This window comes from Reichenbachiella sp. MALMAid0571 (assembly GCF_040151475.1).
GTDB lineage: Bacteria > Bacteroidota > Bacteroidia > Cytophagales > Cyclobacteriaceae > CAXBNB01.
The window spans coordinates 56,468-78,938 of sequence record NZ_JBDKWG010000132.1 but is presented as its reverse complement, the minus strand read 5'-3'; the positions used below and the strand labels follow the sequence as shown (position 1 = coordinate 78,938).

Genomic DNA, 22,471 nt, shown 5'->3' with positions numbered 1-22,471 from the left:
CTATCATTGCGGTCTGGTTTGATACTTACCTATATAAAAATCAGTAACATACTAATGGTGGTTAAAATAATCACGGCTATTAAGAGCATTCCGGACTTTTGCCGAAATTGTCTTGCTTCTGTTCTCATAGAATCCTTGATCTCTTTTAGTTGTTCTGGTGTCGTCTCTTTGTGTCTGTAGCGCTTTACTTTTGTGGTTTTATAATAGGTTTTTTTGAAGTGGCCAGCACTGAACTTATCTAAGTAACGAAGATTTTTCTCCTGATTACTTCTTGAGTCTCGTGCAAATCCTGCTCCTCCTGTCATGAATTAGGTTGTTTAGTTGATCATTTAAATATAGCGAATGGAGTTGGTTTTTCCTTAGAAAATGGTGAAATGATAATTTGGGCTTATCTGATCTGAGTGAGACGTCATAGCAGATATTCTCAGTCCTTGATTGTAAGATGGAATACGCAAAAACTACTTTTCATCTTAATTACCGTTTGACGACAACAATTGTCAAATTGAGACACTTCGCTACCTGCCTCGCCGGCAGGCGGGCGCTCAGTGTGACAAGGAAGCAGCGCAAGAAATAATCAGGCTACAGCTGTAAAAGTCGATATTAAGCTCCAAACTCTCCTTGTCATCCTGAACTTAGTGAAGGATCTCCGCTGATCACTGATCTTAGCGAGGCAAACATTGGCGTTCAAACTATATTTTGGCCGTTTGCTTAAGCTCCTCTTCCAATTGCTTGGCATATTCTTCATGGGCTTTTTTATTTTCTTGGGCCTTATCAGCATAGTAAATGAAGCCCATGGCCTTCCTTGACCTGTTCTCACTTGAATTTCCATCGGCTCGATGAATGGTCAATGAATGATGTACCAGCAAGTCTCCATCTTGCATCGGAAAAAACACCTCATTCTCCACATCATTGGGACATCCAAAATCCGTAATCCCTTGAGAAAATCCCAAAGTTTTGGTTTTTCCATGGTCTCTCATGCCATACCTGTGCGAGCCTTTTACATACCTCACACAACCATTTTCTTCATCTACCCGCTCTAATGCCATCCACATGGTCACGGCTTCATTAGGTTGCAGCATGAAATAATAACCGTCCTGATGTGCTGGGGTTGGCTTGCCAATCTTTGGAGGCTTATTGAAATACTGGATGTTTTTCCCATGCACTTGATCGTCCAGTAAAATAGATGCCAGTTTTTCAAACCTGCTGCCAAACATCATGTCAAAGAAAAACGCATCATGGTCAAAGAGTTTCTGCAATTGTTTCAATGTACTCTTATCATTCTTGTCTTCATAGTACACTTCCTTTTCCGGCATTCCAGCAACTTTCTTATCAATGAATTCAGTCACCTTCGTTTGAACTAACTTAATCTCTTGTTCATTCAAAAAACCTGGAAAAAAGATGAACCCATCTCGCACAAAATCCCCTCTTAGCTCCTTTTGAAAGTTCTTGTCATTGATATCTGCTAGTCTATTCATGATGCTTTAATCTATAACACAAGGCACAAAAAAGATCATATTGATATTCATTTTATTATGATTCACTTGTTTTTTGTTGCTCGAAATGTTCAATTGGTTAGAAATATAAAATGTTCTTCTGAGCCCCTTGATAAAAAACGTAGGGAATGAAAAGCACCTTGCTTTCCTAACCTACGAGCCAAGAGCGATATTTAAATTCTACTTGACAGACTTACCTGAATCGGATGAACTTTAGAATTTCAATTCAGCCCTCAATTTATTTATCTTTTGTTACCAGTTTAAAAAGTCACAAAAACTACAACTATTAAGTCATGCTATTCAAAAAGACCATCAAAATATCTAGCCCTTAATTTACCATTTCTCTTGTATTCCACCTTCGTTTTAATACTATCATAAAGATTTAGATAGAGTTTCAGTTGACCATTGTCATAATATTCTTTGAATATTCTACGTGTATCATTCTCATAATAAGTAGAATCCATTACGTATCCTTCATCATGTATTGTTATTGACCAACCAAACAACTTGTAACCTGTTTTATCTCCATATACTGAATACTGATCTTGACAATTTACTGTCTTAATGTATTGAGAGAAATACTTACTATTTCTTCCATTTGACTCACGGTCAACCGTATCACCATGATAAATAAATTTGTCAGATACAATTTTTTCAAGATCGAACCAATAAAGCTCTTGTTCCCTTATTAGACCATCATTTGTATAGTAGGAAGAATCACCAATTAACTGATATGGTCTATAATAAGTCCATGTTAGCATTTTAACAATCGCTGTATCGCCTTCAGCGTAACATCCAAAAAACTCTTGGTTATCTGGTGAGTAATATTTGACATCTGCAGAGTCAGGATAATTCACATATTGATTCCATATTCTGTTTTTTCCTTTTATTCTTCTCCCATTTTCTTTATATAGAAATGTCTTTACCTCTCCATTTTCTATATACTCATGACGTCCTATTTGACCATTGTTATGAAACTGCTTATATATTCTCATTTGATCATCTTGATGATAGATTGAATCTGTAATTTGACCAGAATGACTCTTAACTATTGACCAACCAAATAGTTTCATATCAGAATTAGGATAATTCATACTATCAAAACCTGACATCTTAATTGCTGAATAACTGTAAGAACCATGGAGTCCTTTGGTTGTTACAAAAACCGTATCATCATGATAAATTAATTTGGTTTTACTCATTTCATTTGCGGATTTCCCATATAAATTCTGCTCTTTGAACAATATGCCATTTACAAAATATGCCGAATCAGAAATGAGCATATAAGGATCATAATGAAACCATGTATGTATCTCAATGTTTGTCGAGTCCTTATAAAACACACAATCAGATATTACTTTCTCATCAGAAGGTTTTAAGTGAAATTCTGCTGAATCAACGTGATAATATCGAGTTTGGGCATATGAACAATATCCTGAGAGACCTAATAAAAAAAGCAGAGAAATTTTACTCATTATTGAAGTTATGGATGATAAAGATTGCATAATGCGCATCTGCATTATTTATCTAATGTCATTATCAAATTTAATGGATTAATTCTGTTTTTGAAACAGGTATTTGTGAAGTGACTAATGATGCTCTTGACCATACATATTTTTCATTTTTTTCATCTCTTGGTTTACGTTCCCACAATAGCCGTCAGACTAAGCAAATTGGCACGACACAGGAAGGATCTCTTCTGGTTTTAGCGTCTCGCTAAGACCAAAAAGTAATCAAAAGCATCCGTTGGGAAAAGTCTCAGCGAGACGCTAAGACTAGAGGTGACTAGAGATAACTTTGGATAAATACCCTCAGATACCTTCCAATTTCCCAAGAATGTCATAATACCCTCTAATATGTATTTTCGGTTTTCTTTCTTCCTTCTCAAGTTCAATATTGACTATTTTCAAACCATTGTATTTATTTGACAAATACCCGACATCTTCAGTTTCTTCGATCTCAATATAAATAAAGAATGACTGGTCAATTCTTAAATTTTCTATTTCACCGACCACTTTCCCGTTAATACGAAATAGGAGAGAATCACTCATAGAAATTTCAGTATGGGTTTCCAAAACCTCTTCCAGAGACAAAAACACTAAATCATTGCTATATAGATGCATACCTCTCATCTTTCCTACCTTATCCACTCTTATAGAGTCAATATTGACTGGATTTATATAGGTTTTACTCAGATTGATTTCATTTGAATTTAGAGACACTCTTGGTGTCTCCTTTTCTTGCCCTGATGCATGAAGGCAAACAAGAACCAAAAAAAGTGAAAGTGTATAATTTTTCATGTTTCCAATTTAATGACTTAATTGTGAATGGTCTGATTGGAAACAATTGAAACCCCTTACTCCCTAAGCTAAATCTTCACAAACAGCTTATTGCGATAGAGGATGTAAAGGAACAGCCATACCAACCCCGTCGCTCCAAGAGACACCAATATTTCATGCCATTTTTCATCAAAAACACTCAACAATCCGCCGAAAATTTTTTGGGAGGTGTAATTGAAATTGATGAATGAGTAAGCAAAGTATATCACCAATGAGTTCATTCCAATTACTTTGAAAAAGAATGCCCATTTCGAATAGCCCATCACATCTATGATCCAGTAAAAGAGCGTCAGAATCAAAAATCCCATTCCTCCCGTCAACAAAATAAATGAACTTGTCCAAAGGTGTTTGTTGATCGGAAAATGCAAACTCCATATAAGTCCCAAGGCTATCCCTGACACTCCTATCAGGATAAGATGAGATAGTTTTTTATTGCTTTCAGTACTTTGAGAGCGCAATATATCCCCTGCCCAAGCGCCTAATATAGTGAGGCACAATGCCGGAAACTGGGTAAGGAAAGCCAATTCATCATAGATGCCATCTTGCTTTAGCCTTCCGGGCATAATGGTTCTGTCCAGCCAGCCAACCAGATTGCCTTCAAAAGACAAGTCACCCATACCGTAATCGGGTACAGGGATAAGATAAAGGGCTGCATAATAGCTGAGCAATATTCCTCCTGCCCAGAGTAGTCGTTGCTTTTGTGAGTTATTCAGACAAATGATGGTGGTAACAAAAGTAGCGATACCGATTCGACCAAGGACACTTCCAAACCTGATATTGGAAGGATCAAACAACGGTAACGGAGCGTTTTTGTATACAATCCCGAGTACGATCAGGATCATCATTCTTTTAAAGGCTTTTTTGTACAGCTCCTTGTTAGAAGCCCCTGATGTAAGGTTTTTACTTAAAGAAAAGCTCAATGAAACTCCGGATATGAAAAGAAAAAGGGGAAAAATGAAATCGTAAAATGTAAAGCCATCCCAGGCTGGGTGCTTCATTTGATCGGCTATGGCATCCACCCAAGCCCATCCTGTCTTTCCATTGATCAGGTACAAAAATGTACCTCCACCGGAAATAAAAAACATATCAAAACCCCTAAGGGCATCTATCGAAAGTAAACGCCTACTTTTTTCTTTCATTTTATTGCTTTATTTTAAAAACGCAATATAATGAAATGAATTAATTTAAGATAGAAGAATCTATCTCAATCAAACAACTTTATTCTTTGTCCTCCTTATTAGGTTTTTCCTCTTGTTTGATGGCATCCCCTTCTTTCAGGTTTTTTGAAATTTCAAGGAAAGGACCTGTTACAATATCTTCATCTCCTTCTATTCCAGCAAGTATTTCAATGTTTTCAAAATCGCTGATTCCGGTTTTTACTTCTATCATTTTCACTTTACCATCCTCATTCACAAATACTACTTCCTGTAGTTCCTTGTCTTTCTTTACAGCTTTCTCATCGCCTTCTTTACCCTCTTTTTTATTTGGTATCCTGGTAGTAACCGCTCCCAATGGCACTGACATAACATCCTTTTTGGTTTCTGTGATAATATCTACACTGGCTGTCATCCCGGGACGAAACGGACTTCTGAATCCCTGCTTTAAGTCTTTAAAAGATTCATTCAATATCCGTATTTTTACTTCAAATTCTGTCACTGCATCTGCCGAAGCTTTCATATTGGCAGTATTGGCAATAGCTGTCACCACACCCGTAAATTTCTTATCCAGATAAGCATAAGAATCCACATCTATAATAGTTGTATCTCCCAGATTCACCCGCACAATATCATTCTCATTGACATCTACACGTACCTCCATCTGATTTAAATCCGCAATACGGAGCATCTCTGTACCTGCCATCTGAGAAGTACCAACCACCCGTTCGCCTTTTTCAACATCCAATTTAGAGACTGTCCCGGTCATTGGAGCTTTAATCCTGGTAAAGCTCAGGTTTTCTTTAGCTTCTTTAACAGTCGCCTCAGCACTTTGTACTGTATATTCGGCAGCTATCACACTCTGCTTGGCTGAGTTCAGGTCTTGTTTGGCAATTTTATAATTGGCCTCAGCCAATTGAAAATCTGCCTCCGATATTGCTTTAACATCGAATAACTTTTTTTGCCTGTTATATTCCAGTTCTACCCTTGCATATTGAGCTTCAGCCCTATACAATCCTGATCTGGCATTTGCCAGTTGAGCTTTTTGCTGATTAAGAGATGCTTCTACCCTCTCCATTGCAGAGATGAGATTGTCCGGTTTCAAATTGATCAATGGCTGCCCGATAACTACTGAATCACCTTCTTCGACAAACAGATCTATGATCTCTCCGGGTACTTCAGGGCTTATCTTTACTTCTACTACCGGCTGTATCATTCCTGATGCGCTCACTTTCTCCGTTATATCTGTTTTTTTCGGCTTTCCCAGTACCACTTCTTTCTCTTCACCTTTCCCAATCCACCCCTTCTTTTTACCAATAAATGCTACAACAATCAGCACCAAAATGACGCCAACAAGTATGTACAATAGTTTGTTGTTCTTTTTCTTTTTTGCCATAACTTTAGAATGATAGGGGTTTACCCATGTAGAAATCCAGTACTTTACTTTTGAAAATATAATCGTATTTCGCTCTCAACAAGTCCGACCTGGCCATAAACAAATTGTTGACCGAAACCTGATAGTCAACAAAATTTACGGCTCCCAAATTGTATTGACTTTCTATTACACGAAAAGACTCCTCCAGGGCTTTTACCTGTTTTTGAGAAGCATTGTAAGATTTTGAAGCAGACAAAAAATTATTGTAAGCTGTTTCAATAGTTTGCCTCAGCGAATATTTTACTTCTTCTGCATTAATTTCAGCCATTTTTCTGGAAATAATAGCCCTTTGCACCGAAGATTTTGTTCTCCATTTGTTAAACACAGGTATTGACAGGCTCAAGCCCAAATACTTGCTAAGATTCTCCTTAAACTGTTCCGGTACTGTAAAATCAGGATCCGTACGTACTTCATTCAGGTATTCTATTGGAGCCAAGACCAACTCATTCGGGTCTGACTCAAGAAATCCTATGGGAGTATCTATGATTGTAGAACCATCGTAAAATGATCGTGGACGATTGGCTGCTCCTGAGTAGTTGGTGCTAAAACTACCTCTAAATGACAATGTGGGATAGTAAGCACTTTTGGAAATCTTCATTCCAATCTCAGCACTTCTAATTCTTAATTCTGCGCCATTGATTTCGGGCTGATTTTTTTCTGCCAATTGATAAATTTCATTGGGATCAAAATTGACTAAATCCAATGACTCTACATCAATCTCCGGCACTTCTATTTCAAAAGGATCATTGGCAGCAATCAACAGTGCCTGCTTGAGTTGCAGTAGGGCCAGATTGTAATTGTTTTCTGCATTGATCAGGTTCAGATCGTTGGTGGCTTGCTGCGCCTGAAGGTCTAACAGATTTGTAACAGGCAATGCCCCCGCATCTACCAATTTCTTTGTCCTGTCCAGTTGTTCGTTTGTAGAGTTTAGCTGCACCTCAGCATTCCTTTGAAGTTCCTCATTGAAAATCACATTCAGGTAAAGATTGGCTACAGAAAGTGCTACATCATTTTTCGTTTTCTCCAGATCTTTTCTTCCTGCTTGCAGGTCAATAATACTTTGCTTGATGGTATTGGTCAGTTGAAACCCCGAATAAAGCGTAACATTACTTTGACCACTTAATCCGGCTGCATTGATTTTTCTTGTCAAAAAAGTATTGGTAGTTGGGTCAATAGATCGACCCCAGTTGCTGCCATAGCTCCCACCAAGGTTCAGGTCAGGGAGTCTCGACATTCTTGCCTGAGTGAGGTTTATTTCAGAGTTTTGTTGATCCAGTTTACTCCTTTGTACATTCAGGTTGTTCTCAAATGCTATCTTGATACATTCATCCAATGAATATACATTATCCTGGCTGTATGCGCCAAATTGAACTATAGCAATAAGAAGTGGTGTGAGTAGTTTGTTTTTGAGTTTTTTGAACATTATCTGACCTATTTATCTATATCAGGAATATAAATTATTTGATGAATCCATTTTATATTTCGCAAGTATTCCAGTGTAATCGGTTTTAATCCTGAATCCATTTCTAATATCTGGCATGCCATGTCATTTTTACCTTTTCTGGACACTGTCATGGTGGCGATATTGCAATCATCATGTGAGATAACATCCGATACAAAAGCTATGCTACCCGGAGAATCATCCGCCAAAATAATCAAGGTATGGGAATTTGCTGAGAAGCTCGCATTAAATCCATTAACTTCTGATACTTTAATGACACCACCTCCCCGACTTTCACCAACCATCTCTACGGATTTATCTCCTTTGAATAAATTCAATTTCACTGTGTTAGGATGTCTGGTAGATGCATTACCAACGGATTTGAATGTATATTTCATTCCCATTTCTTTGGCATGATCAAACGATGTTTTGATGCGAATGTCATCGGTTTTGAAATCGAGTAAGCCAGCTATAATAGCCCTGTCACTCCCATGCCCCTGATAGGTACGTGCAAATGAATTGTAAAATGTGATCTCGGCTTTATCAGGGATTCCTCCCAACAGCCTATGTCCTACTCTTCCTATCCTTACCACTCCGGCAGTATGTGAACTTGACGGGCCAATCATAATCGGTCCGATCATATCAAATACACTACTTTTTTCCATTTAGTTTAGATTGTGAGAGTTTTAGCACTATTGGAATGCTCATTAACTTAGTCGTAATTTAGCTTCGAATGTTACAAATTATTTGAAATAATTTCATTTCAAATATTCTATAACAATAAAAATAGGGTTATACGGCTACAGCAGCCTTAATATGAGGATGTGGGTCATAACTTTCCAATGAGAAATCTTCATACTTAAATCCAAAAATATCTGATACTTCCGGGTTTATTTTCAAAGTAGGCTTTGTTCTCACCTCTCTTGACAGTTGAAGTTTTGTCTGATCCAAGTGGTTGGAATATAAGTGGGCATCACCCAGTGTATGCACAAAATCTCCGGCTTCCAGACCACAAACCTGAGCTACCATCATGGTAAGCAAGGCGTAAGAGGCAATATTAAAAGGTACACCAAGAAAAACATCAGCACTACGCTGGTAAAGCTGGCAGGAAAGTTTGCCATTGGCTACATAAAACTGAAAAAATGCATGACATGGAGGCAAAGCCATATTTTTTATATCAGCTACATTCCAAGCACTTACAATAAGTCGCCTGGAATCAGGGTTGCTTTTGATGTCGTGAATCAACTGAGAAATCTGATCTATTTTTTCACCTGATGATGTTGGCCAACTCCTCCATTGTACACCATACACAGGCCCCAACTCTCCATTTTCATCTGCCCATTCATCCCAAATTGATACCCCATTTTCCTTAAGATAACTAATATTGCTGTCCCCTTTCAGAAACCAAAGCAATTCATGAATGATAGATCGGAGGTGAAGTTTCTTGGTTGTAACCAACGGAAACCCTTCGCTCAAATCGAACCGCATCTGATGACCAAAAACTGAAATAGTACCGGTACCTGTTCTGTCTTCTTTGTGGACACCTTCGTCCAAAATGCGTTGCATGAGTTGGTGGTATTGGATCATATTTTCAGGAAATGTTTATAGTTATTAATGAATAACAAAATTACTGCTTAACCTATAAACTACCAAAGACGAAATATTTAAGAAACAAAAGATAATAGATCGATTAGCAAGTAAGCTTAAAAGGGTTAGACACTCAATTCTGATCAAATTAATCCAAATACTCTGACAGAGATTAACCAATACTTACCATAATCAAACCCAAAAAGATGCAAATCAGGGCAACCAATTTTGGAAAATAAAGCGTTTCTCGTAAAACAAATATACCCAGTGCCGCTCCTATCGGGATACTGAGTTGGCGAAAAGCCACAACATAACTGACATTGGTCACATAAGGCATGGACAGTAAGATCAATCCATAACTAACGGATAAGATTATTCCGGTGTAAACGGGATGCCAGTTAAAGCCTTTAATCAGATGCCGTAGGTTGTCCTTTTCATTCTTAGAAAACAACAAATACAGGCCAAGCCATGCGGTGGACAGAACAGATTGGAGCACCCAAAAGATGGTCGAACTACTCGTTTTGCTGAGATTCAATTGAACTGATTGTTCCATTGTGCGAATGGCCTGATCATCTATAATTGAATACCCACATGTTCCGATAGCAGAAATAAGAGCAAAAAAGGTCTGACGATTCTGGTAATTCTCAAACCGAAAGTCTTTAAAATCTTTCATAGGAATAATAATACAACTTACCCCTATAATCACCATACCGGACAAACCCAACCAACCGATTTGATACCCTTTTCCCATGATCAAATTACAGACAGGAACCAAAAGTACGGGTAAGGCCCGAACTACCGGATAAACTATGGACATTCCTCCGGTTTGATATGCTTTTGCCAAACCAGATATATAAACAAACTGGAAGACACTTGATACCAGAAGCAGTAGCAAAATATCAATTGGTATTGAAAGCAAAATATCACCATGATAAACCAAAACAGGAATTAAAGCTATCGAACCTGCACTCATGGCCACAAAAAAGAAAGCTACAGACGGTGATCGCTTGCTGCGCAAATTCCACCAGGCATGCATACAAGCAGAAACTATGATCAACAATATAGAGGTTACGGTCATAGTTTATGACAATTCGCCAGTTTAGCCATTTTTTCTACAAAAGGTCGGTATAATCATACATCAAAACTCAAATTCTGCCATGACAGGATAGTGATCGGACAAATAATATGTTGCTTCCTTATTCAACACTTGGGCACTATAACAATGGTCTGCAATAAACGGTGAAGTCAGGATATAGTCGATGCGCTTGGAGTTATCATTTCTCCCCTGTCCACTTTGCTCTTCAAAAACCTGCGTAGGGCAACTGACCCGTTCGTCCCAGCCTGATGTGTATTTCTGTGTCACATCAATCAGAGGAAAACTCAGAAACTCAGACAACACTCCAAATTCGAGCTGGTCATGAAATAAATTGCGTACGTGATCATGCTCCACTTCAGACTCTCTAAGAGATTTCAGTAAATCAGGTTTGTCTTTATACAAATCAGCATCAAAAGGAGATACCGCATTAAAATCTCCCAAAACAACATATTTATCCTGTGATTGCGCAATTTCTGCAAGTTTGCCTAGTACTATCTTTGTCTCCTCTCGTCTTTTTTCAAAACTAAAAGGCGAAAAATGTACTACAATAAAATCGATCCCGGAGATTTTGCAATGCAACACACCGTGATGCATGTTGTCCAAAATCCTCTCTTTGATTTCTATGGGTTGGTTGGAAGTGATCCCAACAGGATATCCGGTAGTTTTAAGAATCTCTGCATAAGAATGTCCCCATTTCTTTGCGTCTTCCCGAAGTTTTTCCAAGGTATAACCACATAGTTCCTGAAGAGCTAGTACATCAGGTTTTTGAGAATTAACCCATGAGACCATATTCTCTTGGCGCTGTTTGTCTTGTCCCCAATCAAAGCCATTCCAAATGTTGTACGAAATCACTTTGATTTTCTTTGACTCGTCAGGTGGGTTAAGTTTACCCCGAAATGAAATCACCAATAAAACCATCGTCAATAACAGAATGGTTTTCACAATACTCACAAAAAAGTTTTTTATGTGCTCTATGTTCATATTTTGCTATTTCAGTAATAAAGTCGAAGTGACAGCCGGATGATCGCTAGGCCATATACCCTTGTATTTGAAATGCATATCCGAGTCAATGGCTTTTACACTCTTTCCTTTGTAATAAATATAGTCGATGTGGTATGTCAATTGTTTGGCAGTCATGGTGGATGATGCATAGTTCACATCTGATCTGATTTCTCTAAACGAATCTCTAAAACCAGCCTCCATCATTACTTTGCTCACAGGCCATTCTACAACTAATCCATTGTGCCATTGTGAAGTCTCTTCTGTCCAATCTTTATGTGTAGGGCTATTGAAATCACCACCAATGATAAAAGGAACTGTATTGGCATCTTTGATATAAGGATCTAAAATAGCAACGATTTCATTGATCTCTTTATGACGGGTTTCGCCTTCTCCAAGTATTAATTTCTCTGCAGTGGCATCCGGTTTATTACTGTCTGATCTCCAGGCTGGCAAATAATGTATCCACAAACTTGCCAGATTGATTGTTTGTCCCTTGCTCAATGCTATAGTTGTGACCCCACACCTAAAGGCATCATATACTGTCCGGGTTTTTAATATTGGGTATTTACTGATGACCGAAATATTGGTACTAGCCAGGTAAAAGTAGTACCCTAAAGCATCAGCGATCAATGCGCCAGAGCCATAGGTTTCCTGCATCATCACTATATCTGTATCCGTATCTTTGATGAAATCAATCACTTGCTGAGGGCCTATTTCCCTGCCATGCCTCCGTCCTCCATGCCAAATGTTCCACGCCATCAAATTCAATTTGTCTATTCTTTTATCTGACAACTCCGGAAGCTTTGCAGCCAGAACAAACTGCTTATATTTTCTTGCCACTTCCTCACTACTTACCACAATATCATAGACACTAAACTCATCTATTGCTCCTTCAAATGAAGGCTTGTTATTGTTACCATTGGCATCATTGCCCAGGCAAACAGCCAGCATACTGTTAAAGTCACTGATATTTCCAAGATTATATATAGCCACATTTCTACCATCGAAATACATACGTCCTTCTTTTGCTGCTCTATCAATGGAAAAAACAATCTGATGCCATTCCCCATCATTTATTTGCTGACGTGGTGAAGTTGGCCGATAGTCCAACCTGTTTTTTCCATCCCCAATATTCCACGCCCAGCTTCCGTCAGGTTGACAAACTATAGCCCATCCCTTGTTTGAACCACTGGTACGGCTAATTCCAAAACTGGAATTGGTAGTGAAGTCTTTGATTTCTCCCGAATTCCAGTCTTTGTTGGATGCAATGACAGGATAGTCTTCATTCTTCGCTTTGGTCTGCACCCATACTTCCACTGAAAAATCATTGCCATTCCATAAAGCAGAAAGTGACTCTTGATGTTCTATTTGAAGATAACTTTCCTCTTTAAAAAACCGGGATTTTCCTGATATCCCTTCTACTAAAGAATCTATTCCAAAAACTAAAATACCAGTTGTTTCAATTGATTCCATGCCCAAATGAATGATAGGATTATCTCCATTTGTTTTCGAAAAAATATCTGACATAAAGATATTTAGGAGAACAAGTAAAATAATAAGACTCTTTTTCATCGTTTTCGAAAATTGAATGATTGGAATCACAATGCTTTTTTAAATATCAACCCAAAGGTTTCTCTTCCCACTTGCCATTCCAAAGGTGACTTGTCACTCTATAGCCGGCTGCTTTTACTTCTGATGCTGCATACTCGAAATTACCTGTAAGTTCACGAGGATGATGGGCATCTGAATTGATCGTCACAGGTATGCCCAACTTAAAAGCTTCTTTCAACACCCATAGCGATGGATAAGTTGCATCACATTTCTTTTTATACAAACCCCGTGTATTTACCTCCATGATAATACCACTTGCTGACAAGACCTCAAGTGTATGCATCATTTCATCCCTATACCATGCGGCATTTTCATCAAACAAAACACCATCAGTATTTTGGATTTTAATTTTATCTAAATGTCCAAGTATCGTCGGAGTTGAGGTTTTAAGCATCATCCGAACCAACTCAAAATAACGCTTAACCAACTTCTGAATATTGCCTTCAAAAATCTCATCAATTGCTTTGACAAAACCCTGACGGCTTCCGTCTGCTTCAAAATGAGTGCCATCGGGAAACTGGTCAACATAGTGCACAGAACCAACATTATAATCAAGCAATAGCTGCTTGATGGAATCATGTTCCGGCCCGATCATATCCGGGATAAAATCAACTTCCAACCCTGTATAAACCTGAATGATTCCTTCATATTTTTTTTTGAGCAAAACTATCTCATTGATATATTCATTGATTCTCTCCTGCGGCATTGCCCAGAGGGTTTCAAAAGGCAATGGAGCATGTGATGATATGCCAATGGTTTCCATTCCCTGCTTCAGGGCTTCTTGTATATATTCTTCTATTGCGCCTTTTCCATCACAATAGTGGCTATGTCCATGATAATTGCTCCAAATCATGTTGTTATGTTGATAAATATTACAAGGAAATATTTTTCAAAGTTATTAAACCGACGGGTATTGTTTATGATTCTAAAAATTTGTGTTTCTTATAAAACCCACCCTATCCCCTCCAAGGAGGGGAATTTGATCCTGCAAACATCTGAATTTATCATATTTAAAACCCGTCGGGTTAATAACAGGCGACTCTAACAAAAACTATTCCTTTATTATCAGCTCCTCATTTACTTCAACATGTGTAGCAAATTTCCATTTGCTTACAGCTAAAAAACCTCCTATCACAGCAAGAACCACAAAACCATAAAACAAGGCATTCCATCCAAGTGTTTCTGAAAAATAAGCTGCTATAAACGGTGAAAGCAACTGGCCTGCTGACCCTACTCCATTGATAATACCAGCAGCTGTAGCTGCTCCTTTCTTTCCACCGATATCCATAGCAGTTGCCCCGCATAATATGGAGTCAGGTCCATAGGTCATTATCCCAATAAGGCCAATATTGATACCAATTGCCAACATCCCCCAGGTAGCAATGATGGGCTGAACAAAACATAAAATTGCCATTAAAAACAACATAACAGCAACTACCGGAAATCTTTTGGATTTCATCAAGTGATCAGAAATATATCCCGCAGCTATAACCCCAAAAAAACCGACCAGTTCATACACAGATGACAGGTAACCAGAATCCTGATTGGAATAATCCAGTGCCTCCACCATATACATAGGAAGCCAAAACAGAAAGACATATCTGGTCAATTTCAATACGAAATAGATAAACGCTGCAATCCAAAGCTCGCTTTTCACAATCAACCCTTTAATAATATCATACTGTTCACTTTTCGTTTGAGTAGCATTATTCTCTCCTGCTTCCTTTACCAAAACAGGTAAGCCAACATCCGGAGGCCTGTTTCTGACAAATAAACCATATAAAATGGTAATAACTGCCAATACTAATGCTGGCATTATATAAGCCCTTTTCCATCCCAGCTCTGCAAATATATATTCGTTAGTAGCCCAATAGGTAGCGAAAATAGTAGCTAAAAAAGCTCCTATTACATAACACGTACTCCACCATGACATTACAACCCCCCTTTCATTGGGCATGTACCAGGGAGTCATATTTTTTATCAACCCGGACCAGCCGGTAGATTGTCCAAACCCATTAGCACCCATTAAAAAGGCAAATGCCAATAAACTACCAGTCATTCCCATAGTGAAATTTGCAACAACCGCAATAGAAAGCCCGATCGTAACAATCAATCTTGGTCCCAACCTGTCAGACATGTATCCACTAATAAACTGTCCTACCATATAGGTAAAACTGTATATCGTGAGCACAATTGCCATATCATTTTTAGTATAGCCTAATTCATCTATGATGATTGGCATGGTCACGCTAAAGTTTTTCCTGCAAAAATAAAAACCCGCATAAGCCAGCCATGTCAGAGTAAAAACCCTGAAGCGCCAATGTTTTAAAGTCTTATCAATCAAAATTATTATTGTTTATAAGTTTATTATTTGTCAAACATAAATTATATATTGTAATATAAATCAATATTTGTGTATAAAATTTTCATATAAGTAAATATATAAATAGTTTTACAGCCAGTAGCATAATGTATAAAAAATGAATGTTAAGAAATCATGAACAACGATAATATTCCTGATAATCCATATTTTTTATTGACTCCAGGCCCATTAAGTACTTCCAAATCTGTGAAAGCTGTAATGCTTCGGGATTGGTGCACCTGGGATGAAGACTACAACCTTGGGGTAGTAGAAAAAATCCGTACAGGGTTGATAAAACTTGCATCAGATTCTGGTGAATATACTTCTGTACTGATGCAGGGAAGTGGAACTTTCAGCGTAGAAGCAGCAATTGGAAGTGTATTGCCTCCAAATGGTAAGTTACTGGTACTCGCAAATGGTGCTTATGGTAAAAGACTGGCACAAATTTCAAACCGACTCAAGATTGAAACTATTGTTCATGACAGTGGTGAAGTAAAACAACCAGATTTGGAATTGTTGGAATCAACATTAAAATCTGATCCTGCAATCACTCATGTCACGGTAGTTCATTGTGAGACTACAACAGGAATGCTCAACCCAATCGAAGAAATTGGTAAAATAGTAAAGTCTCATAAAAAAGTATATATCGTTGATGCGATGAGTAGTTTTGGAGGCATTCCTATTGACTTGCAAAAAATAGGGATAGACTTTTTAATAAGTAGTGCCAATAAATGCATTCAGGGAGTTCCGGGGTTTGGTTTTGTAATAGCCAAAAAAGAAGAGCTGGAAAAAACCAAGGGTTTTGCAAGATCATTGTCACTCGACCTGTATGACCAATGGAAAACAATGGAGGATGGACATGGCAAATGGCGGTTTACTTCTCCTACTCATACCGTGAGGGCATTTATGCAGGCCATGATAGAATTGGAAGAAGAAGGTGGGATAGAAAAACGATACCAGAGATATTCTGAAAACCATTCTATACTAGTAAATGGAATGAAAGAAATAGGAGTTAAATGTCTGCTTTCGGAGGAAATGCAATCACCGATAATCACTTCATTTATAAGCCCTGGTAGCCCCACATACAATTTCAATCAACTATATTATACCTTAAAGGAAAGAGGATTTGTGATTTATCCGGGAAAAGTCTCTGTGGCAGATACTTTCAGAATCGGGAACATAGGACATATATATCCTGACGACATGCGCAGTTTGATCAAAAACATGCAGGAAATAGTATTCTGGTAAAATATTTCATACAATAAGAATTTAAAAAGTAAGGTGCTATTAGAAACAAGAAATTCTATAGCACCTTACTTTTTTTATGCTTTTCCTAAAACGAAAAAGTAAACCTTAAAAAGAACAGCCTGAGTTTTATCATTATTCTTAACCGAATGGGGAAAACTACCATCGAAATAGAAAGTATCTCCTTCTTCCAGTACTACCTCTTCATTATCAAAACCATACGTCACTGTACCACTGATGACGTAGATAAGTTCCATAGCATCCGTTGCTATTGGTTCTCTATAGCAATCAGGCCTTACACGTACAATATTTGCTCTAAAGTTGATATCCGAAAGATCCTGATGAATCAAGGACTCATAAGTCAGTCCTTCGGAATCTTCTCTTTCCTCTATACTCCCTTCATCCTTTTTCACTAACAAATAAGACACTTCCTTGTTGCTGACTACATTTTCAACAAGATCAGCCATGTTCACGTCGAGGGCCTTTGAAATATTTAACAATACTGGCAAGGAAGGTACTGCTCTGAAGTTTTCTATTTTAGACAACAAACCTGCGGTAATATTGCTGCGTGAAGCCACCTCTTGCAAATTCAAATTTTTGTTTTTCCTTTCCTCTTTTATCTTCTTTCCAATATTGCTTAAGATGTCATCTTTTACCATTATCTATTTTTTAGTTGAAACTTCAAAAATTGCAATCATCAGGTTAAAAAAACACACTAAACCTGACTCTTTTAACAAACCAGTGACAATTTAATAACACTTGTGTGATGTTGCCGATGTTAAATTGAATATTTATTAAATATATTTACTAATAGTTAATATAATTTCTTAATTTTGACAAATATTACAATTCCATAAGAAACTAAGACATGATCAAAGTAAACGGTAAAAACTACAACACCAAAAACAAACCAGTGGTTGCTATTTGTATGGATGGCACTTCTTACGACTATTATGAAGCGGCAAAAGACAGAATGCCAAACCTCCAAAGATTTATTAAAGATGGCTCTTTAGGCTTTGTAAATTCTGTAATACCATCATTCACCAACCCAAACAACATGGCAATAGCCACGGGTGTTACTCCAGACATAAACGGAATTTGTGGTAATTTCTACTACGACAAAGCACTTGATGAGGAAGTAATGATGAATGATCCGAAATATATGACCGCAGAGACTATATTTTCAGCATTCGCTAAAGCTGGTAAAAAAGTGGCTGTAGTCACCACCAAAGACAAATTGAGAAAGATGTTGAGCAAAGACCTTTCTGAAGGCATTTGCTTTTCTGCCGAGTTTTCTGTGCAAGCCACTATTGAAGAAAATGGTATCGAAAATGTGATCGAATTGATGGGCAAGCCAAATCCAACTATCTACGACCCCAATATCTCTGTGTACTGTATAGAAGCCGGAGCAAAGCTTCTCAGCCAAGAACATTTTGACCTACTGTACTTAACTACAACAGATTTTGTACAGCATAAATATGCACCAAATGACCCGGAAGCAATCGAATTTCTGGCAAATATCGATCACTGGATCGGTGAATTAGACAAGCTGGGAGCGATTATAGCAGTAACAGCCGATCATGGCATGAGTGCAAAAACCAACCCAGACGGAAGCCCTAAAGTTCAATTTATAGAAACTATACTGGCTGATGCAGGCATCAAATCACGTGTGATTCTTCCTATTACCGATCCTTATGTGGTACACCACGGTGCGTTAGGTTCTTATGGCACAGTGTATTTGGCAAATGAAGATATTGCTTCTGCTAAAGAAGTATTGTCTGGCCTGGAAGGTATAGAATATGTACTGTCTAATCAGGAAGCCGTTGAAAAATTCAATTTACCAAGCGATCGTATTGGAGAGTTGGTAGTACTTTCTGACGAACACACCGTAATAGGCCGCTCAAAAGACTGGCATGACCTGGATAAAGTAAAGAGTGGTTTGAGATCTCATGGAGGACTGCATGAAAGTGTAGTACCTATGATTTTGAACAGAAAGCTGAATCCAGAATACACAGCCAAATTAGCTTCTGGCAAAGCAAGGAATTTCAACATTTATGACTTTTTGTTCAACGGAACAGTAGATTAATTACATCATGGCAAACGATTCAATTATAGAATTTGGCAGCATCATTGGTGGCCAGGAAATAAAGTCTGGTGAATGGATAGATGTATTCAATCCTTTCACAAAGAAAAAAGTAGGCCGTGTTTCTTCCATTTCTCCTGACAAGGTAGATCAGGTAATAGAAGATACTTACAATACCAAGCTCACCCTCACCCGATACGAAAGACAGGCTATATTGAACAAAATGGCTGACGCAGTTGATGCAAGAGTGGATGAAATCAGTAGAATGATTACTGATGAAGCTGGTTTAAGTTTGAAAGACACTCGTTACGAAGCTAGCAGGGTAGCTGATGTATTGAGGTTTTCTGCTATCAAAGCACTAGATGACGATTCGCAGGTATTCCCTTGTGATGTATCAAAAAATGGTAAAAACAGAAGAATTTATACCACAAGGGAGCCTTTGAAATTAATTTCGGCAATTACCCCGTTTAACCACCCGATGAATCAGGTGATACACAAGATAGCTCCTGCTATTGCCACCAACAATACTGTAATACTAAAACCTTCGGAAAGAACTCCATTGTCAGCGTATTATCTGGCCAAGTTAGCTCTGGATTGTGGACTTCCACCACATGCGCTTAATGTAGTAAATGGCCCTGTGACAGAAGTTGCCAACAAATTGGTAACAGACGATAGAATTAGTCTGGTGTCATTTACAGGAAGCAGTACAATCGGTAAATTGATTGCACGAAATTCAGGATACAAAAAGGTGGTGCTTGAATTAGGAGGAAGTTCTGCCATGCTGATATTGGAAGATGCTGATATCGACGAGGCAGTAGAAATAACCATTAACGGAACATTCAAGAATTCAGCACAACGGTGTACTGCCATTCGCAGAATATTGGTTCATGAATCCATAGCTGATGAGTATGCTAAAAAGCTAACAGATGCAGTGTCCAAAATTACTTACGGTGATCCATACAATCCAAACAACGACATGGGAACAGTAATCCATGAAGATGCTGCCATTGAAATGGAAAACAGAGTGAATGATGCCATTAAAAACGGAGCAAAATGTCTGATCGGAAATAAAAGAGAGGGTGCGGTGTATTCTCCAACCGTTCTTGATTATGTGGACAATAGCTTTGAAGTGGTAGCAAAAGAAACCTTCGGGCCTGTTGCTCCAATATTAAGGTTTAAAACCTTAGACGAAGCAATTGATATTGCCAATGAAACACCTTATGGTTTGTCAGGTGCTGTAGTGAGTAACCACTGGCCATCCATTCAGAGAGTGATAACTGAACTGGAAACAGGTACAGTAAATGTAAACGAAGCTCCGAGTTACCGCCTGGAATGGACTCCTTTCGGTGGAGTGAAAGACTCAGGGCTGGGTTATAAAGAAGGAGTGATAGAAGCAATGAAAGCTTACACTTATGTCAAAACCTATTCTTTGCCCTGGGCTACCCCATAATAATGAAATTGAAGTAGAATCCAATTTATATACTCTTTCTCTAAAATGGCAACCTATTAATCACGGTTGCCATTTTATTAATTCAAAAATTATAGAGCCACTTGCATTTGCTCTATGAAAGCCTTTTCACTAGACAAGTCTTTCTCCTGAAATGTTGGATATGGCAATTGCATACACTGTACTATATCATTAGCATTGCTCAAATAATCCATTATTTCTCTACTTATACCCGGAGAATCCATGCTAGTTTGGTAATAATGTGTTGGGATTTCATTGAATTCATCGATACTGCATTCCTCACCCACTTTTCTAAGTACAATTCTTCTTGCCACCGGCATTTTAGCAATTGACAGATTCATATAGATTCCTTGTAATATGACGAAAGATCTCGTGAATGGCAGAGTTAAATGGATCAATCCTGTTTCCTGAATACTTTCTTTCGAATCAATCAAATGAATGCTTATAAAATGACTGCCTCCTAAAAACATAAAACCTTCAAATGAATGTTCGGTCATCTGATTTCCCTTTCTTACTTCGATTGTTTTTTTGTAGCTATTGTTCCTGATCAAAAATGGTTCTTTCTTTATTTCAGGAGAGTTAGCAGAATGCGTATAGCACTCAAACAAACCAGTAAAAGATTTGCACATTGATTCATACGAGGCAGCAATTGCATTTTTATAAGGACTAAAAATATCTTTTCCTGATTCTATTACCCCCTTCTCTTCAGGAATAGATTTCAGGATATTTATATAACCCTGAAGTTTTCTTGTTGTCTTGTCTTTGGAAAGATTGTTCACCAAATCAAAAGCTGCTTCTAGTATTGCTTCTTCTGTATTTAAACTCGGTTTTGGATTGATTATGGCTGGAAATACTGTTTTGTACATACTGGATAAGACGGGAGAATGCAACTGCAATATCGCTGCAATCTCATTCATCTTATGCCCTTTAAACCTCAACTTGTTTATCAAATTGAGGAACTCATTAGCTTGTTCTCTTACTTGTCCCATGTGCTGCTTGCTTTCAAATATTTTCTTGTACGAAGATCCTTATGAATGGTCATTGACACGGATTTTCCTCATTAATTAATCATTATTAATAGATTAAAAATTTAACGATATGTTAGCAATAATTTTAATAGTTTTATCTTTCTGATAGATTAGTTACTATCCAATCAAATTCTACTGAAAACATGAAAAGAAGGTCTTTCATTAAAAATACTACTCTTGCAAGTGCTACTTATGTGCTACCCTGGCAACTTAGTGGGCATAGCTCTGTAAAAAAAGAAAAGTTGAAGTTTGGTTTGATTGCGGATGTGCATCAAGACATCATGCACGACGGAGTGGAGCGTTTGCAAGCCTTTATTGACGAATCCACCAGCAGAAAAATGGAATTCATCATGCAATTGGGAGACTTTTGCCGGCCTTACGATTACAATCAACCATTTTTGGATGTTTGGGAGCAGTTCAAAGGGTCAAAATACCATTTACTGGGCAATCATGATACAGATGGTGGTTTTACCCGACAGCAAGCAATGGACTTTTGGGGAATGAAATCCAGGTATTATTCTTTTGACAAATCCGGGTATCACTTTGTAGTGCTGGATGGCAATGACCCCAATCCAAAGCCCTGGTCGGGTTACAACAGATACATCGACAAAGAACAACAGGAATGGTTGAAGAATGACCTGAAAAATACAAGCCTCACCACATTTGTATTTTCACACCAAACTTTGGAAAATGAAGATGGCGGTGTGGACAATCAAAAGGAAATAAGAAAAATACTGGAAGATGCCAACAAAGATGCCGGATTCAACAAAATAGTAGCCAGCATCTGCGGTCACCACCATACGGACTATATGACTCAGATCCATGACATCTATTATGTACAAATAAATAGTGCTTCCTATCGATGGGTAGGTGGTGATTATCAGCATATCAGGTACAGCAAGGAAATCGATGAAAAGTACCCCTGGATAAAATATACTATTCCCTACAAAGACCCTTTATTCACATTTGTAGAAATCAACCCAAAGGGTTATCTAACTATCGAAGGAAGTAAAACAGAATTTGTAGGTATGGGGCCAAAAGAAATGAACGGCCCTGTTACTGCCGCTAACGACCCTATTGTTCCAAAAATATCGGACTTTAAGATGAGGTTTTAAGGTAAACCTCAT

Annotated in this window: 20 protein-coding genes; 4 read left to right on the top strand and 16 right to left on the bottom strand. The window is 38.0% G+C overall.

Going from position 1 to position 22,471, the window contains the following annotated elements:
- Positions 1-29 precede the first annotated feature (29 nt).
- From AAOP42_RS12430 to AAOP42_RS12365, 14 genes are all read right to left on the bottom strand, one after another.
- On the bottom strand, positions 30-305 hold the full coding sequence (locus AAOP42_RS12430; protein ID WP_349528848.1) for a hypothetical protein: 276 nt from the start codon (positions 303-305) through the stop codon (positions 30-32).
- 384 nt (positions 306-689) lie between these two features.
- Positions 690-1,475, bottom strand: a complete 786-nt coding sequence (locus AAOP42_RS12425; protein WP_349528847.1) for a phytanoyl-CoA dioxygenase family protein — start codon at positions 1,473-1,475, stop codon at positions 690-692.
- Positions 1,476-1,789: 314 nt separating this feature from the next.
- Positions 1,790-2,968, bottom strand: coding sequence for a hypothetical protein (locus AAOP42_RS12420; protein ID WP_349528846.1), 1,179 nt, complete (start codon positions 2,966-2,968; stop codon positions 1,790-1,792).
- Positions 2,969-3,304: 336 nt separating this feature from the next.
- On the bottom strand, positions 3,305-3,793 hold the full coding sequence (locus tag AAOP42_RS12415; RefSeq protein WP_349528845.1) for a hypothetical protein: 489 nt from the start codon (positions 3,791-3,793) through the stop codon (positions 3,305-3,307).
- Positions 3,794-3,861: 68 nt separating this feature from the next.
- Positions 3,862-4,971, bottom strand: coding sequence for an acyltransferase family protein (locus tag AAOP42_RS12410; RefSeq protein ID WP_349528844.1), 1,110 nt, complete (start codon positions 4,969-4,971; stop codon positions 3,862-3,864).
- A gap of 79 nt (positions 4,972-5,050) precedes the next feature.
- Entirely contained in the window at positions 5,051-6,382 is a 1,332-nt protein-coding gene (locus AAOP42_RS12405) for an efflux RND transporter periplasmic adaptor subunit (protein ID WP_349528843.1), read from the bottom strand.
- A 4-nt stretch (positions 6,383-6,386) separates the two neighbouring features.
- Positions 6,387-7,844: a TolC family protein gene (locus AAOP42_RS12400; RefSeq protein ID WP_349528842.1), complete on the bottom strand. Its 1,458-nt coding sequence runs from the start codon at positions 7,842-7,844 to the stop codon at positions 6,387-6,389.
- A gap of 8 nt (positions 7,845-7,852) precedes the next feature.
- The gene (gene sdaAB, locus AAOP42_RS12395; RefSeq protein ID WP_349528841.1) at positions 7,853-8,527 is read right to left on the bottom strand and encodes an L-serine ammonia-lyase, iron-sulfur-dependent subunit beta; all 675 of its coding nucleotides are present in this window, start codon (positions 8,525-8,527) and stop codon (positions 7,853-7,855) included.
- A gap of 127 nt (positions 8,528-8,654) precedes the next feature.
- On the bottom strand, positions 8,655-9,449 hold the full coding sequence (locus AAOP42_RS12390; protein ID WP_349528840.1) for a thymidylate synthase: 795 nt from the start codon (positions 9,447-9,449) through the stop codon (positions 8,655-8,657).
- Positions 9,450-9,621: 172 nt separating this feature from the next.
- Positions 9,622-10,527, bottom strand: coding sequence for an EamA family transporter (locus tag AAOP42_RS12385; RefSeq protein WP_349528839.1), 906 nt, complete (start codon positions 10,525-10,527; stop codon positions 9,622-9,624).
- A gap of 60 nt (positions 10,528-10,587) precedes the next feature.
- Positions 10,588-11,526, bottom strand: a complete 939-nt coding sequence (locus tag AAOP42_RS12380; RefSeq protein WP_349528838.1) for an endonuclease/exonuclease/phosphatase family protein — start codon at positions 11,524-11,526, stop codon at positions 10,588-10,590.
- 6 nt (positions 11,527-11,532) lie between these two features.
- Entirely contained in the window at positions 11,533-13,074 is a 1,542-nt protein-coding gene (locus AAOP42_RS12375; RefSeq protein WP_349528837.1) for a LamG-like jellyroll fold domain-containing protein, read from the bottom strand.
- A gap of 91 nt (positions 13,075-13,165) precedes the next feature.
- Positions 13,166-14,011, bottom strand: a complete 846-nt coding sequence (locus tag AAOP42_RS12370; protein WP_349528836.1) for a histidinol-phosphatase — start codon at positions 14,009-14,011, stop codon at positions 13,166-13,168.
- A 198-nt stretch (positions 14,012-14,209) separates the two neighbouring features.
- Positions 14,210-15,502 carry an MFS transporter gene (locus AAOP42_RS12365; protein ID WP_349528835.1) on the bottom strand — a complete coding sequence of 431 codons (1,293 nt, stop codon included), beginning with the start codon at positions 15,500-15,502 and terminating at the stop codon, positions 14,210-14,212.
- A gap of 153 nt (positions 15,503-15,655) precedes the next feature.
- On the opposite strand from AAOP42_RS12365, the gene phnW reads away from it, so the two are divergent.
- Positions 15,656-16,768 (top strand): 2-aminoethylphosphonate--pyruvate transaminase, encoded by a 1,113-nt coding sequence (phnW, locus tag AAOP42_RS12360; protein ID WP_349528834.1) that lies wholly within the window; start codon positions 15,656-15,658, stop codon positions 16,766-16,768.
- A gap of 74 nt (positions 16,769-16,842) precedes the next feature.
- On the opposite strand, the gene AAOP42_RS12355 is transcribed toward phnW, so the two are convergent.
- On the bottom strand, positions 16,843-17,424 hold the full coding sequence (locus AAOP42_RS12355; RefSeq protein ID WP_349528833.1) for a helix-turn-helix domain-containing protein: 582 nt from the start codon (positions 17,422-17,424) through the stop codon (positions 16,843-16,845).
- Positions 17,425-17,633: 209 nt separating this feature from the next.
- Here AAOP42_RS12355 and phnA point away from each other — a divergent pair, with 209 nt between their 5' ends.
- Both phnA and phnY read left to right on the top strand, forming a co-directional pair.
- Positions 17,634-18,851 (top strand): phosphonoacetate hydrolase, encoded by a 1,218-nt coding sequence (phnA, locus tag AAOP42_RS12350; RefSeq protein WP_349528831.1) that lies wholly within the window; start codon positions 17,634-17,636, stop codon positions 18,849-18,851.
- Positions 18,852-18,858: 7 nt separating this feature from the next.
- On the top strand, positions 18,859-20,298 hold the full coding sequence (gene phnY / locus AAOP42_RS12345) for a phosphonoacetaldehyde dehydrogenase (protein ID WP_349528830.1): 1,440 nt from the start codon (positions 18,859-18,861) through the stop codon (positions 20,296-20,298).
- 89 nt (positions 20,299-20,387) lie between these two features.
- Here the strand turns inward: phnY and AAOP42_RS12340 are convergent, their stop codons facing one another.
- Positions 20,388-21,305 carry a hypothetical protein gene (locus AAOP42_RS12340; RefSeq protein WP_349528829.1) on the bottom strand — a complete coding sequence of 306 codons (918 nt, stop codon included), beginning with the start codon at positions 21,303-21,305 and terminating at the stop codon, positions 20,388-20,390.
- A gap of 182 nt (positions 21,306-21,487) precedes the next feature.
- Here AAOP42_RS12340 and AAOP42_RS12335 point away from each other — a divergent pair, with 182 nt between their 5' ends.
- Entirely contained in the window at positions 21,488-22,459 is a 972-nt protein-coding gene (locus tag AAOP42_RS12335) for a metallophosphoesterase family protein (protein WP_349528828.1), read from the top strand.
- Positions 22,460-22,471 lie beyond the last annotated feature (12 nt).